The following is a 14,534-nucleotide window of genomic DNA, read 5'->3' as shown; positions in this document are numbered from 1 at the left end:
TAATCAGTTGGGGAGAGCTGTGCCTTTTGTCAGAAAAATCCACACAAATCTATTGATTTTATGCATTATTACAGTGAGTTCGTTTTGCATTGCTGAAAAAAGCTCAGCCCAGCAATGCAAACAGTACCTGTTTTACGTCGAGGCAAGCGGCAGGACAGTAACCTATGCCGATGCTATTGCAGACGCCATGTATAGATTTATGCATACCGGAAAATCTAACACGGCAGGCTGCACTATTAAATTCATCAAAAATGACGGCTATCAGGACGGAATTCGGGGAAAAGCCAAACAGATTCGATCAACCGTCTGGAAGCCCGGCTGCCGGCCACTTGATTCCATAAGCAGAGAAGACATCGCAAAAGTATTAAGAACGATGGAAGGCAACCGGGGTGAAGTGGAGGGAGTGCACACCTACATTGGGCTTATGAATAAACTGAAGGAAGAAGTGGATGTAGCTTACGATAAGATTGCAGTGTTCTACTCATTTGTATGTGCAGACAACAGCCAAAATTTCACCGAAGAGCTGTCTGCAAGCACAAGGGAATTTCATGAGGCAGCTTCTGTCATCGAACAATCTGGAAAGGTTACTTTTTTTGAGCTCCCCATCAAGAAACTCGGCCCGACCGAAAAATTGATCAGGGACGACGTCTTCAAAAAACTTCCGAAGATGTACGCGCTGAATGAGAAGCTGGATGTCCGCGAGAGCATAGCTGTTCGCAAGCCGACAGCAATAGCCAAAAGAACCCCGAAACCCCATTCCGAACCTAATTCAAACACAACCAACAAACATTCTGTCTCCAAACAAACAACTGAAGAAAAAAAGACAGCTGAGTTGTTGGCTAAATTAAAAGCACAAGCCTTAGAGAATGCCAGATTAGCTAAACAGAATGCAAAATTAATTGCAGACAATGCAAAAAGAAAAGCCCAAGCACCCAAAGCTGAAAAATCCGGCTTCAAACAAGAAAGAAACAATTCTGCGAAAAGCCAAAGGCAGCCAAATCCCCCCGGCAAGAAACAAAATATCAAGAAACAGAATCAGACCAGTAAGCAATTTGCAGCTGAAGTTGATAGATGCGTTCCGTTAAAAGTCGAATATGAAAATTATAACGACAACAAACCGGAACTTTTCGAATATATAGCTAGATTCTGCCAAGATAAACGAATTGATATAAAAAGTTTTGTCACCCACAACAACGCGCCCAATGCTGGGTTTAGTTTTAGAATAGACAGTAAAGAGTACAAATCTACCCATGGCAAAGTTGTAAGTTGCAGCATACCTAAAATACCATATGGGCTAGTGGTAGTAGAATTCATAGATATGAATAAGCGCCTTGCACACTCTAAAAGCACAATATATTTCAGCTATGAATAACATTAAAGTCAACTTTCAATTCATAGCCACCAACTTTAAACGCTATTTTTACTATTTTATAGTAACGCTATCTGTAATTACACTTATATTCATAAATAAATTCAGTTATTGGTATATCTTTGGAATCTTCATTTCTTTATTAACTACTTCATTATATAAATTTTATTTCATCAATGCACAAAAAAACAAAAAAATAATCAAAATTAACAAATGCTTTGCAATGCTTGTATCTATAGGAGGCCAATTAATCTGTTATATTATGTTGACGCTGGGATTGGTCTTTTTCTTTGCTGCATATTTTGAAGATGTAATGGACAGGACATACAAACCGAGAACATACACCGAAGAAAATTGTCCCGGCATAGAGAAATTCCTTACATCAGAAACAATTGAAATGTTTAGAAATGCAAGTATGCCTGTTCGATATTTGAACTCCTTAAACGCCAGCTCAGCTTGTGATGACTTGACCAAAAATGACATTTTTAAATTAACTGTAAATGGCAACACGAAAACCACGGAAGACAAAGGAGCACAAATAACATTCAATTTTATAACAAACATTGAGTTTAAACCAGGCGAACAAAGAAAGAAAGAATGCAACTCATCAAATTGCACACTTGTAATTAAAACCAGTGGCAAGCGTTTTTTAAATCTCGGGAAAGAAATTTTAAATAATAAAACAAAAATTAATGCAGAAAACTATTTTCTCAACTCTACTGTAAAATATGAAAATGTAGAAATTTCTGCTAATAAGATATTCTCCACTGGCAACTTCGGTGCTAAAGGAAAAAGTGAATATAATTATAAAAAAAGTTGGAACTCAACATTAGCGGATAAAATTGTAGATGTTTATTATCCGGTACACCTTTATGGCTACAATTTTAGCGGAACTAAATTTATTAAATTTATCAGAGATAAAGGAAAATTTAATGTAATAATATCTGGTTATCTTTTCTCTCCTTTAGCAAAAATAAAAGATAATCTTATTTCTACTTCCCCACTATTTATATCGTTCACAATCATATTCACTATGATGATAAGTGTTTTTGGTGCATACATAAACGAAAAAGTCAAATTTGCCTATTCATGCAAAGCTCATTGCAGCCGTAGAGTCTTCTTATTCATGACCCTCCCTGTTGTTGGCGGGACAGCTACAATCGCCGGCTTTATCTATCTTTTTTCAATACACTATCATGACTACAACATAATCAACCTGCTATCAGATGTTTGCGATAAATGGCCAACCAAAGACTGCCTTGCCAAATTGCTGGAGCTACTCGACTTTATAGAACATGTATTTCGTCCATTCATAGCATGTTCTATTACATACATGATCATAAAGTTTTATTGCCGCTCCTTAAGTAAAAATTCACCTATTTTCAACTGGAGCGACATGTGCAAAGAAAAAAGAAATGGCGACACTCAAAACTCAAACACAAAACGTAGTTACGGAAGAAAACGCATTATACCGATTTGGCTAAAAAAACAGGTGTAGTTTTTCTTAAATACTTTGTTGCTGACAACTGCCTTTGTAATCTTGACCTAAGGAGTTCAAAATGAGGAACATAGCCCTTTTCATATTAATAACACTCATTTCGGGATGCGGTCTGAAAAACACAAACCCACCAATCCCAACACAAAATGCAACCACAAACTCTACGCAGGATACTGCCCCAATGAGTTTTGTGGATATGATCAACAACCGCCAGCTTCCCATGAGTGACCCCACTATGGAAGGTTATAAAATATGGCTGGATACGTTTCTGGAAACAGCGCAATCAATACGGGATGTTACTAAAAATTTTTATTTGCACGACAAAACCAAATATCGCAGATTGCTTATTGAACAGAATAACGTTATTTTCAACAGACTTCTATTTGACAGTGCCGAATTTGAATCTGCAGTTGATTTGCAGAAAATCGAATTGCGGGAACGCCTGATAAAGTCTTTGCTCTTGGTTGTGCAGATTCGCATTGATGTTGGCTTCGGAAGCGATCAATTTGCTGAATCCCAAAAAGAGCTGGCCCGTAAAGAAGTTGCTTTGCTGCACCAGCTGGCAAGAGATAGAAGGGATATTGATATAAAACAACTGAATTTGCCTTACCCAACTCTTGGGGAATGCCTTGCAGAGTTTGACCGGATTTTTAACATTCACAAACAGGATAGTTAAAATGGCTATTGTGGGACTTGAAAATGGATTAGCGGCTGAAATTACCCGCTATGGTGTATTTGCTGCCATGGGAATAGTTTTATTTTTTATAATACGGCTGTGGTTCAAGGTCGGCCTTTCTACAAAAACAATAAATAAAGTCGACGACATTGCAGTTTCTATTACTGACAAGGATTCCTTGAGTGAGCTGGTGCAGAAAGCATACTACAGTTCATGGACCACCTTGAGCTGTGATGTCCGTGCAAAGCCTCAAAACACTGCACCGGACAATAACGAACAAAGCGTCCAGACTATTCCTGACATTGACAATTGTGCGCCGCAGGTATTCATAGACGATGCTATTTTTCAGTACGGGATGTCACACTTCGAGCGAAAATGGGTTGAACCTTATGAAGCATTGGTCAACATTTTCCCTCCACTTGGCTTTCTGGGGACAATCCTCGGGATGACCATGATTTTTATGTCCAGCAATGGAAGCATTGATGCCGGGATCAAATCCTCCGGTATGGGTACAGCCCTGCTCACCACTGTGGCAGCCTTATTCCTTTATGTGTTTTTTGAACTGATCAAAATGTTCCGTTTTTCAAAGGCGGAAACCTGTATTCGAGAATCCATCATCAACGCCCAGAGAATCCTCAATTCTGAAAAACATAAAAAGACCAATGCACCGAACAATCTGGACAGGGGCAATAGGTCATGAGACGCAAAACAAGCATGGTTTGGATTTTTTCTTTTGCTGATCTGGCTTTCATCCTTGTTCTAGCTCTTGCGATTATGCCCAAGGCAGACACTGACTATGCCCAGCTGCAACTTTCCTCGGCCGTTGACAGCTCGGCATTGGCAGCTACGTCGAACTCAAAAATCGAATACAGGGTATACGTGGCGGAGCCTTCAAATACGTTTTCAATTTTATTTCAGGAAAAAAAACCTTCAGGGGAATGGAAGAAAGTTGAACGCGTTAACAATGAATCAAGCCTCTTGATAACCTTGCAGAACTTGAAGACCAACGAACTTAGACCTGATTTTGTTGCAGCAGAAAAATCCAATACCGGCGACCTGCTACTCGCGCTTTCCATGATCAGAAAGGTCTGGCCTGAAGCTGAGGTCTGGACAACTGTCAAAAAGAAAAACAATAACCCCGGCTAGCTCTGCAATGAATAAGAATTGGGCGTTGAAAAATTATTCGCACGGAGCCGGAAACGTTGTCCTTCGGCTTACGTATTCGCAATCAAACCGGAAAAGGTCCCGGCTTTGGGAATACCTTTTTTTAACTCTGGGCGTGGCTATCAGCTTAATGCTTTTATCTAACAAGCTCCTGTTTAATGAGCATAACAAAATCATGAAAGTAGAGCCGAAGCCTGTAGAATTCTCTTTGCAAACAGAAGCACCAATACCTACGCCTGCCGTACCGAAGCATATTCCATCTGTTGTGCAGAATACCGGGTCCACCCAGACTATTGAAAACATCAAAACTGAAACTGCTGATACTAAGGAAAAACGAAAGCCGACAAAAGCCTCCAAACCTACAAAGCAACCCCAGTCGGAAAAAATGGCAGAGCAAACAACTCCCTTACCTGAAAAGGACGTCGTTCAATCCCAAGAACAAAAAGAGATGCAGGATGAAGAGGAGTTGGCAGAAGCGGTCATAGACACAAGCGTTTCGGATTTTGCAAAATTCAATCAGAATTCCACCGTTGTTAGCAGTTTGCCGCGCAGTTCAAGGAATACAGCCGAACTTTCAAACACGGTAGTTGAAGAATCCTTCGATATTGAAATCAGGAAACCTGTTTCAGCCATAAATATCCCGGCCCCTGAATCTAAACGGAGGCCAAGGAACATAATTGCGTCAGCAGATGTGGTTGAAAGCAGCATCATCCCGGTCGAGATTCATTCTAAACCAACACCGTCCGACTCCGCTGTGGCCGACAAGCCTGTCCGTAAAGAACGTGTCCGGGAAAGATTGGGCGGAGACAGTGTGCAGGCAGCTGAGGTTATTCCCAAGGTAAAAACAACATATCCTAGCGGCCCCTCAACGACCAATGAACTGTATAGTTCTGCGGCAAAGCCACGGAGAGAAGCTGCCGAACTGGGGGCAGGTTCAACAGTGAAAGAGGCCCCTGTCATCTTAAACGGCCCATCTGGTTCAGGCAAAGGCAGGCAGGTTGATACAACCCCAGTCCCGGTAACCTTTGGCGTAGCAAAAGAGAAAACGCCATCAAGGCCGGGGACAATTAACCCAGTTGAAATAAACAAGAACTATGCTCCTCCAATATCGCTTACCGACTTAAGGATATGCGCAGATATTTCCAGTGAAGAGCAACTACTCATTGAAATTGTAACCGAGCTAAGGCTTAGACAACGCAAAGGTCAGCTCAAAAACAGAAATTTTGATACCCCAAAGGGTAATCTTACCCTTTCAGGTCCGCTCCATACCACATCAATTGCTGTGGTCTTACAGCCGATTAAAGGGGTACGTTTTGATAACAGGTGTGATCTCCTTGAATTTGTGAGGGAATTCTTAAAAGCCGGACGGAGTAATTGATGAAAAAGGTTGTACTAGTCGCCGCGAGCTTATCGTATTTTCTAGTTTCAGTTGCATTTTCACATGCTGCTGATGATTGGAATAAATTTGTAGAAAAGTCATATATTCATATTTGGAAAGGCCGCCCTGAATTGAGCCTGGCAATAACAAATCAGGCCAAGGCCACCGGGATACCTTTCCGCAGCTACACTGCATCATTACTCCCCAAAGTCACAACTAAGGGGATATCCAATGTACCAATAGAAATTAGCGAGAGCGATATCCGGCCGGGCAAGGCTACACACTTGTATTTTCAAGCCGCTCTAGGTCAGTTTCTCGAATATCTTAAATCCAACAAACGTAGCTTTTTAAACAACGCCCTGCTCTTAACGGAACACATCAAAGAGGCACTTGTTGTCAGGCAGGACTATAGATACTGGGCTTTGTTCTTTAATGCCCATAAACATCTGGATGACGGCAACAGAGCGGAATTTATAAAAGCCGTGTATTCCATATGGCGCGAAGTCCTGATCCCCATGTATCAGGACAGATTGAGCGATTTTTCCACCAGAAACGAGTTCGCGATAAACTACAAACTTCACTGCATCAATACACTAAGCCTTATCATTGATCAGGCTATTGTGGGCAAACGCATGTCCGGCCTTTTCCCTTTAGGTGCGGTTGTTGAGAACATCTCACAGATGTTTCCCACAGATCAGAATCCATATCTGGCTGTTGTTGAGAATTTTAACGGACGATCTACAGATGCTTCAAATTTAAATTTCACCGTAGCCTTCATAAAGGCCAGAAATGAATACATAGCGCAACTCAGAGCCAAAAGACGTGAAGAATACGAGAAGCTCTTCCGCGACGCATTGATGTATTTTGACCTCGCTTACCATTGGGCCGATACCAATAAAGGAAGGGCTGCCGTGCTGAAAGAACGCGCAAAAGCCATGACCAGTGTTTGGATTGCAAAAGACAGTGCTGACCCAAGGACTGACACACCATACTTTGATCAGATCTTCCTGAATAAGAGCCAGAAAACAATCGATGTCTGTCTTGATACTTATGAGCGACTGGCTGCCCCGGCAGGCCAACGCCAGAAAATAATGCATGACAATGCATTTGTTCCCGGAACGGATCAATATACCACAACATTGAAAGAGCTGTGGAAAGCAAATGCAGATCTGGTGGAATGGCAGACCATCAACCTTTGTGCATCCGGCAAATATGACAACAAGCAGCATGCGCAAACCAATCACGCACGGCAGATTGTATTCGCAAATAAATACCTTGCCGGTCACGGATACAAAGATATTGTTCCAAGCACCGCTTTTTACCTGCTGGGCAACAATGCCGCAGGCCTGGCTGATTTCAGCGTCGACAGGCTCGAAAACTTTGACTCACGTGAAAGTCTCGTTCAGGCGTACAATTTTCAAGCATACTCAATCATGCTTGATCCTTTTAATCTGGACAGGCTCGTTCAATTTTCAGTCTTCTTAAGTAAAAACACTTATCCTAGTAAGCTGTACCGCGACTATTTTGTACCTTTGGGGAAAATCATATCTGAGAGCATTAAACATGCTGCCACAGACGACAGATACGCAATCTACAGCAAGGAATTGAATTACCTTGGGGATACCATACCGCGTCTTTTTCCACGTTTACCGCAGGTTACAGCCTATGTAAGAGGGGAAACTCCGGATGCATATGTCAGAAGCGCAATAATACTGTCCAATCTGTTTGACGCACTGTCTTCCTTCAGCTCTGAAAGAGTGGCCAAAGAAGTTAAACTATTTAGCAAGAAAAGAGGGGTAGATAATCCTAAAGATGTGCTTAAACAGGTTTTATCGAAAGATATGTATGGAAAAGTTTCGCAATCCATTGGGAATGGGCGTCAATTAAATCCCTATGACTTTGACAAATTGTACATGGAATTAGGAGAGCCGGCTGAAATTCCCTTACACTTATTCCTTGAGCGTCTCTACTATACCACCCAGAATGAAATCAGGAAATCACCGGACAGAATGGTATTTAACATCGACAAGTATGTTGTTGAGTCTGCCAGTGCCATGCTAAGAAAACAGCTGCGTTAAAAAATAAAGCGTGGTTGCAGTAGTTTTACTAACTTCTGCAACCACGCCTCTTAATTACGTTGGGTCAAGATACTTCGCTGCTCAAAGTTACGCTAAAGCGCACGCAGCGGGGTCACGCATTCCACGCTCCCCCATCTTTTGAAGTTCTGTGCTTCCACTCCGAACTCGTGCAGTATCTTGCCGACGATATGTCCGGTCATATCCTTAATGGATTGCGGATGGTTGTAGTAAGTCAGCATGGGCGGCATGACTACGATTCCCATTTCAGTCAGGGAAAGCATGTTGCGTAAATGTATTGGACTCAGGGGAGTCTCCCGAGCGATCATGACCAACTTTCGGCGTTCCTTCACAGTCACATCAGCGGCCCGCAAGAGCAGGTTGTCGGAATATCCACTGCAGACTCCGGCCACGGTTTTCATGCTGCACGGGACAATGACCATCCCTTCGGTCACAAAAGTTCCGCTGGCAATATTTGCCCCTACATCTTCGCGGTCATAAACATATGTGGCATAGTCGGTAAGCTGAGATTCAGTAATATGGGTTTCATGCTCCAGTGTGCGGACACCGCCTTTACTTATGACCAGATGTGTTTCCCAATCCGGCAACTGGCGCATGGTCCTGAGCAACTCAAGGGCAATTTCGGAACCGCTGGCTCCGCTTATGCCTATAGTCAGTCGTTTCTTTTGAGGAAAATCCATAATTATCTCCCGTTAGGACGAGCCTGTAATTCTAGACTTGAATATCACGACTATTCAACAAGTTGCTCCACAGCCTCATCAATATCAAAGCGAAAACTATAATCAGGCGCCTGAAACAGTTTTGATGCCTCGTAAGCAGCCCGAGGAATTTCATAAAGAAGCTTCTGGGAGAAATATCTGTCCAAACGGACAGTTGGAACAGAACAGCTGATGGTGGCTATGATATTTCCAGTGTCATTAAACACAGGTGCAGCCACACAACGAACCCCTTTATAGATTTCTTCAAAGTCAAAACCGACTCCCTGCTCACGGACAATTTCTATTTCTTTATAGATGCTGTTAATTGTATCAGTTGTAACACTGGAATCGCTGCGGCGTAATTCCTTAATAAAGCGACGTAATTCGTCCTCAGACATGAAAGCCAGAAAGACTTTGCCGGATGCGGAAAGATACGCCGGAAAGGAATCGCCAATGACAGAGTCCATCTGCAGCACATGGTCCGAGCTGACCTGATGAACAAGCACCATATTTACACCCGAGAGCACGCTGAGATTGACCGTTTCATTCACCTTGTCCCGCAAGGCGGTAAGGATAGGCTTCAGGTTGGAGCCAAGGTCGCTTTGCGAGGCAATCTGGTTACCCAGCTTGTGGAACTTGAGGGTCAGGGTATAAGCCCCGCCACGCTCCAACTGGCGCACATATCCCAATTCTTCCAGTGTGCGTAGGATCCGCTGGAGAGTTCCCTTGGGGATGGAACATTTTTCATTAAGTGCTTTCAAGGTCCAGTTACTTTTTTTCGCCATCGTCTCGATGACAAAAAGAGCTTTCTCCAGAGAGCGCATCATAAAATACTTATCATCTGCCATTATTGTCCTCAGATTATTAATTATACGTTCTTTTGCTGATCAACTTTAATTCTTAACTTTAGAATTCACTGTCGGACAAGCCATTAACTCAATATCAGCATTACCCTTATTCAGTGTTATTATCCATCCAATCAGGTTTGTCCAATAAGTAAATTCCGTCCTTCACCAACGAAACACACATGGCAAAAGTGAAGAGCATCATAGGAAATCCTGCCAGCGAAATCAGCCCGCGCACAGGTTCTATTCCTCCCGATATACAAAGGACATAAGCAATTAGTCCTACGACAATACCCCAGACGATCTTCAAATGTTTGGGCGGTTCTTCGCTCACCCGAACTCCCTTGGTGGAAATAATTGCAAGTGTCGCAACCAGTGAGTCAGTCATGGTGGCAAAGGAAAATACAATAGTGACCACGAAAATACCCATCAGAATCTTGCTGAAGGGAAACTGGGCAAGGAGAATATAAACCATGGACTCCATTCCGTACTCATGAATCCCCGCCCAGACGTCAACCAGCCCGCTCCACTGGAAATACACTGCTGTTCCGCCGAAGGTGGCAATCCAGAAATGACAGAATACGGTCGGGGGGATGACATTGACCAAAATAAACTGACGGATGGTTCTCCCCTTACCCATACGGGCAAGAAAATGCCCCAACAAAGGAGCGAAAATAAAGAATATTTCCATGTAGGGAACAAGCCATTGCATGGGCCATTTATCTTCTATCTGCATGGTGTTGAGCAGGGTGCTGTTACGGAAAAAATTATTAACAAAATATCCGAACGATTCCACACCGAGACCGAGAATGAACAAAGTGGGACCGGCAAAAAGCACCAAAGCCATGAAAAAGAAAAAAGCTCTTGTTGTTCCGGTAGAAAGGTAGCGCATACCTTTTTTAAGTCCGGAATACGAAGACAAAACGTAAATCGGGATAATGATAGCTGCAGCAGCGGCCCATGTTCCGGGGCCCGGAGTGTAATCAAAAAGCCTTCCGGCCCCGCTGCCGATCTGCATCAACCCGGCCCCCATACTGGTGGCAATGGCGCAGCAGAGAGAAAACAGACAGATAGCATGAACCATAGGGACAGCAAGTGGCCTCAATTTTTCAGGGATAAGGGCATACATGCCGGCGGCAACGGAGAGCGGATAATTGCGGTTGTAACTGACCAAAGCAATAGCCACTGCACAGACAGTATAAAAACAGTACTGGGCAATGGTCCAATGAAGGGTTGTCTGGGCAATTGCGAAGACCCCGGCATCCTTTGAACCCGGCTCAATATTCAAGCTGAGCGGCGGTTGCATCATATGATAGATGGGTTCGCCCATGGCCCAGAAAAGAATTCCGATACCGATACATCCGCAAAGAGAAAGAGCGAACCATTGCCAGAATGTAAATTCAGGCTTGGCATTCCTCCCTCCCAGACGGATATTCCCAATGGGAGAAAAGGCTATTCCGGCAGTAAACATGACAATTATAATCCCGAGAGAAACTTCCAACCAGCCGAAATTGATATGAATCCACTCCATCACCCCTCCAAGGAGTGACGCCAGTCCTTCATGGTAAACCAAACCCAAAGTGATACCGGCCACTAAAAGAATAAATCCAGGCCAAAAAGTGTAATGATTAAGTTTTCTCCGCTCTTCTAGGTTCCCTGCTTCTGACATAATGTTTCTCCATTTATCCGAAGAATTGTCTGGTTTGCCGCACGCATTGCCCACGACGCAACTTTGCAACCGCAAGTGCTTACCGGAAAAATCCCGCGCAGATCTTTCACTATGAACGTGCCATTTAGATTTCACTTTTTAAAACAGCGCACCATTTGGTGGTAAGCGTAGACAAACGATTTTGTGATGTCAATGGGTCTGGCTGTGAAAAATATTTGCACAATTTTTTTTACCTCCCAAACGCACAAAACCAACACAAATTCACTCAAAACACTAAAACTTATGCGTTTTCTATTGAAAATATTTTTTGGAAGGGTGGGTTGACGGAAGTTATAACGTCGGATAGGGTTTTACTTAATGGCACGACGTACCACTATTTGGAACGCAAAAGAGATCAATGGTGTCTGATTTGCAAACTTTTGCAACAACCATAGTGGTACATTATACCACATTATGAAACGAAAGCTTTGTTGGAACGCAGTTAGCAAACCATAACAAATTTCATTGAGGTGAATATGACCCAGGAAACTTTGTTTTTGAAAAACACGGAAACCTTTGCCGAGAGTCTGGCGCGCTGCGGAGTGAAATACCACTTCGCATACCCCATCACTCCGGCAACGGATGTCATGAAACGCATGGCTGTCATCCTGCCCGAATACGGCGGGGAAATGATGCAGATGGAAAGTGAACTGGCAGTATCCAGCGCACTGGCCGGTGCAGCCTGTACCGGAAAACTGGTCGCAACCTCCAGTTCCGGACCCGGATTGACTCTCATGCACGAGGCCATCGGCTTCATGTGTGCAGGCGAACTGCCCTGCATCGTGTTTGACTCCATGCGCGTCGGCCCCGGTGACGGTGATATTCTCGGCGCCCAGAGCGACTATTACGTTGTCACACGCGGCGGCGGGCACGGCGATTACCATACAATCGTTCTTGCTCCCTCCTCCGGACAGGAAATTGCCGACATCATGCCCCACGGTGTGCGTCTGGCATATAAATACCGCACTCCGGTTCTGTTCGTACTCGACGGCGTAAGTGCTCAGACCACTGAATCCACCACTCTTCCGGCCTACCATGACTACTCCGCCGAGTTCGATACTTCCGACTGGGCCTTCACCGGAACCAAAGATCACGCCAAACGCGCACTCATCACCGGCAGCTACTCCCATGAAGACGGCTATGTGATGAACGAAAAGCTGCGCGCCAAGTACGAAGTTATCCGTGAAAATGAACAGATGTGGGAGCAGGAGCAGGTCGAAGACGCAGATCTGGTTGTTGCTGCTTTCGGTATCCATGGCCGCATGTGCCGCGACATGATCGCCAAAATGCGCGCCGATGGTAAAAAAGTCGGTTTCATCCGCCCCATTACTCTCTGGCCCTTCCCGGACAACGCTTTTCAGGCTCTGCCGGACTCGGTGAAAAATATTCTCGTGGTTGAAATGAACCACGGTCAGATGGTTGATGACGTCCGCCTTGCTGTCAACGGGCGAATTCCCGTTCATTTTCTTGGCAAGACCGGGGGCGACCAGCCCATGAACACTCTGGCAGACATGGTTGCCGAAGCAGACAGAATCATGGGGGAATAGATCATGGAAAATCTCAGCTCAAAATACGGAAAAACCTTAAATCTGGACAAACTGACCAGTTACTGTCCCGGTTGCGGACACGGTATCGTAACCAGACTCGTGGCCGAGGCCATTGAAGAACTGGGTGTGATGGAAAGAACCATCGCCATCGTCGGTATAGGCTGCGGAGGATTCTCCCATCACTATATGGATATCGACGCCATCGAAGCCACCCACGGCCGCTCTCCTTCCTTCGCCATCGGCTACAAACTGGCCATGCCGGAAAACATAGTCTTCACCTACGCCGGAGACGGCGACACCTGTGCAATCGGCCTCGGAGATCTAATGCATGCTGCCAACAAAGGCATGCCCATCACCACAATCATGGTCAACAACACCGTCTTCGGCATGACCGGGGGCCAGATGTCCCCCACAACCCTCGAAGGACAGGTCACTGCCACCTCACTTAAAGGCCGCGACATCACCTCTCAGGGTTATCCCCTGCTCGTACCGGAAATGATGCAGTCCATGCCCGGTGTAAAATACCTCGCCCGCGAAAGCGTCAATTCTCCCAAGGCAGTGCGCAAAGCAAAGAAAAGCATCCGCAAGGCTTTCGAATGTCAGGTCAAAGGACTGGGTTACTCCTTCGTAGAAGTCATCGTTCCCTGTCCCACCGGACTTAAAATGAAAGTCAAGGATTCCTACCAATGGTGCGGCAGCGAAATGACTGACTATTTCAAACCTCAGGTCTTCAAAGACGAAACGGAGCAAGACGATGTTGCATAAGTGTATGTTTTCAGGTTCCGGCGGGCAGGGCTCCGCACTCATGGCGAAAATTGTCTGCCTCGGTGCCATCAAAGAAGGTTTGAAAGTTGTCATGACCCAGACCTACGGCATTGAACAGCGCGGCGGAGACTCAACGGCTTTCGTGATCGTATCTGACGAAACTATCGGCAGCCCCATTGTGGAAAACGACGCCAATGTTGCAGTGGCCCTCAGCCAGTCCATCTACAACAACTGTTTCGAAGGCGTTGTTCCCGGCGGTAAACTCTTCACCAACAGCTCCATTGTCGAAAAAACAAAGGAAGCTGACGGTTTTGAACAGAAGATACTCCCGGTATCCGACATGGCGGTGGAACTCGGTACAGTACGTTGCGCCAACATGGTCATGCTGGGTGCGGTTCTTGCCGGAACCGGAATGCTCAAGCTGGAAACTGCTGAGGAAGTTGTGCGGGAAACCTTCGGGGCTAAAAAGCCCAAGCTGGTCGACCTGAACATTGAAGCATTGCGCACCGGCTATGCCGCAGTGAAATAAGGAGGCTGAAAATGGCTGATAAACATCATGTTATCGATGCACGCCGCTGCAAAGCCTGTGGTCTTTGCGTGGACACCTGCCCCAAAGGCGTTCTTGCGCTGGGCAGTGCAATCAACGGTCAGGGATACAACTATGTTGAGCAGGTAAATCCTGATAAATGCGTCAATTGCGATATCTGCGGCATTATCTGTCCCGATATGGCTATTGGAGTTATCACCGAATAATTTAAAATCCCCTTCCCGGCTATTCGGAAGGGGATTC

Annotated in this window: 14 protein-coding genes; 11 read left to right on the top strand and 3 right to left on the bottom strand. The window is 44.8% G+C overall.

All coding sequences use genetic code 11. The annotated features are described in order from the left end of the window. Positions 1-19: 19 nt before the first annotated feature. The 7 genes from ACNI29_RS08810 to ACNI29_RS08780 all read left to right on the top strand — a co-directional run bounded on the left by ACNI29_RS08810 (position 20) and on the right by ACNI29_RS08780 (position 8,163). Positions 20-1,372, top strand: a complete 1,353-nt coding sequence (locus tag ACNI29_RS08810; protein ID WP_419781835.1) for a hypothetical protein — start codon at positions 20-22, stop codon at positions 1,370-1,372. Next, positions 1,365-2,867 carry a hypothetical protein gene (locus ACNI29_RS08805; protein ID WP_419781834.1) on the top strand — a complete coding sequence of 501 codons (1,503 nt, stop codon included), beginning with the start codon at positions 1,365-1,367 and terminating at the stop codon, positions 2,865-2,867. The genes ACNI29_RS08810 and ACNI29_RS08805 overlap by 8 nt, the downstream gene beginning before the upstream one ends. Positions 2,868-2,928: 61 nt before the next feature. After that, entirely contained in the window at positions 2,929-3,543 is a 615-nt protein-coding gene (locus tag ACNI29_RS08800; protein ID WP_419781833.1) for a hypothetical protein, read from the top strand. 1 nt (position 3,544) lies between these two features. Continuing rightward, positions 3,545-4,243 carry a MotA/TolQ/ExbB proton channel family protein gene (locus ACNI29_RS08795; RefSeq protein WP_419781832.1) on the top strand — a complete coding sequence of 233 codons (699 nt, stop codon included), beginning with the start codon at positions 3,545-3,547 and terminating at the stop codon, positions 4,241-4,243. Further along, positions 4,240-4,689, top strand: a complete 450-nt coding sequence (locus ACNI29_RS08790; protein WP_419781831.1) for a hypothetical protein — start codon at positions 4,240-4,242, stop codon at positions 4,687-4,689. The genes ACNI29_RS08795 and ACNI29_RS08790 overlap by 4 nt, the downstream gene beginning before the upstream one ends. A gap of 7 nt (positions 4,690-4,696) precedes the next feature. Further along, on the top strand, positions 4,697-6,085 hold the full coding sequence (locus tag ACNI29_RS08785) for a hypothetical protein (RefSeq protein ID WP_419781830.1): 1,389 nt from the start codon (positions 4,697-4,699) through the stop codon (positions 6,083-6,085). Continuing rightward, a complete protein-coding gene (locus ACNI29_RS08780) occupies positions 6,085-8,163 on the top strand; it encodes a hypothetical protein (RefSeq protein ID WP_419781829.1) in 2,079 nt (692 codons plus the stop codon). Before ACNI29_RS08785 ends, ACNI29_RS08780 begins: the two co-directional genes overlap by 1 nt. A 92-nt stretch (positions 8,164-8,255) precedes the next feature. Here the strand turns inward: ACNI29_RS08780 and ACNI29_RS08775 are convergent, their stop codons facing one another. From ACNI29_RS08775 to ACNI29_RS08765, 3 genes are all read right to left on the bottom strand, one after another. Continuing rightward, positions 8,256-8,861, bottom strand: a complete 606-nt coding sequence (locus ACNI29_RS08775; RefSeq protein ID WP_419781828.1) for a UbiX family flavin prenyltransferase — start codon at positions 8,859-8,861, stop codon at positions 8,256-8,258. A gap of 50 nt (positions 8,862-8,911) precedes the next feature. Further along, positions 8,912-9,727 (bottom strand): IclR family transcriptional regulator, encoded by an 816-nt coding sequence (locus tag ACNI29_RS08770; protein WP_419781827.1) that lies wholly within the window; start codon positions 9,725-9,727, stop codon positions 8,912-8,914. Positions 9,728-9,833: 106 nt separating this feature from the next. Beyond that, complete coding sequence (locus tag ACNI29_RS08765; RefSeq protein ID WP_419781826.1) at positions 9,834-11,393, bottom strand: BCCT family transporter; 1,560 nt, start codon at positions 11,391-11,393, stop codon at positions 9,834-9,836. Positions 11,394-11,908: 515 nt separating this feature from the next. On the opposite strand from ACNI29_RS08765, the gene ACNI29_RS08760 reads away from it, so the two are divergent. Genes ACNI29_RS08760 through ACNI29_RS08745 form a run of 4 tightly spaced genes read left to right on the top strand, consistent with a single transcriptional unit; the run spans position 11,909 to position 14,497 of the window. Further along, positions 11,909-12,979, top strand: a complete 1,071-nt coding sequence (locus ACNI29_RS08760; RefSeq protein WP_419781825.1) for a pyruvate ferredoxin oxidoreductase — start codon at positions 11,909-11,911, stop codon at positions 12,977-12,979. Between the two features lie 3 nt (positions 12,980-12,982). Continuing rightward, positions 12,983-13,744 carry a thiamine pyrophosphate-dependent enzyme gene (locus ACNI29_RS08755; protein ID WP_419781824.1) on the top strand — a complete coding sequence of 254 codons (762 nt, stop codon included), beginning with the start codon at positions 12,983-12,985 and terminating at the stop codon, positions 13,742-13,744. After that, positions 13,734-14,273, top strand: a complete 540-nt coding sequence (locus ACNI29_RS08750) for a 2-oxoacid:ferredoxin oxidoreductase subunit gamma family protein (protein WP_419781823.1) — start codon at positions 13,734-13,736, stop codon at positions 14,271-14,273. The genes ACNI29_RS08755 and ACNI29_RS08750 overlap by 11 nt, the downstream gene beginning before the upstream one ends. An 11-nt stretch (positions 14,274-14,284) precedes the next feature. Next, positions 14,285-14,497 (top strand): 4Fe-4S binding protein, encoded by a 213-nt coding sequence (locus ACNI29_RS08745; RefSeq protein WP_419781822.1) that lies wholly within the window; start codon positions 14,285-14,287, stop codon positions 14,495-14,497. Positions 14,498-14,534: the final 37 nt, after the last annotated feature.

Source organism: Maridesulfovibrio spiralis (SeqCode), assembly GCF_048571135.1.
Classification (GTDB): Bacteria; Desulfobacterota; Desulfovibrionia; order Desulfovibrionales; family Desulfovibrionaceae; genus Maridesulfovibrio; species Maridesulfovibrio spiralis.
This window is presented reverse-complemented; position numbering and strand designations above follow the sequence as displayed.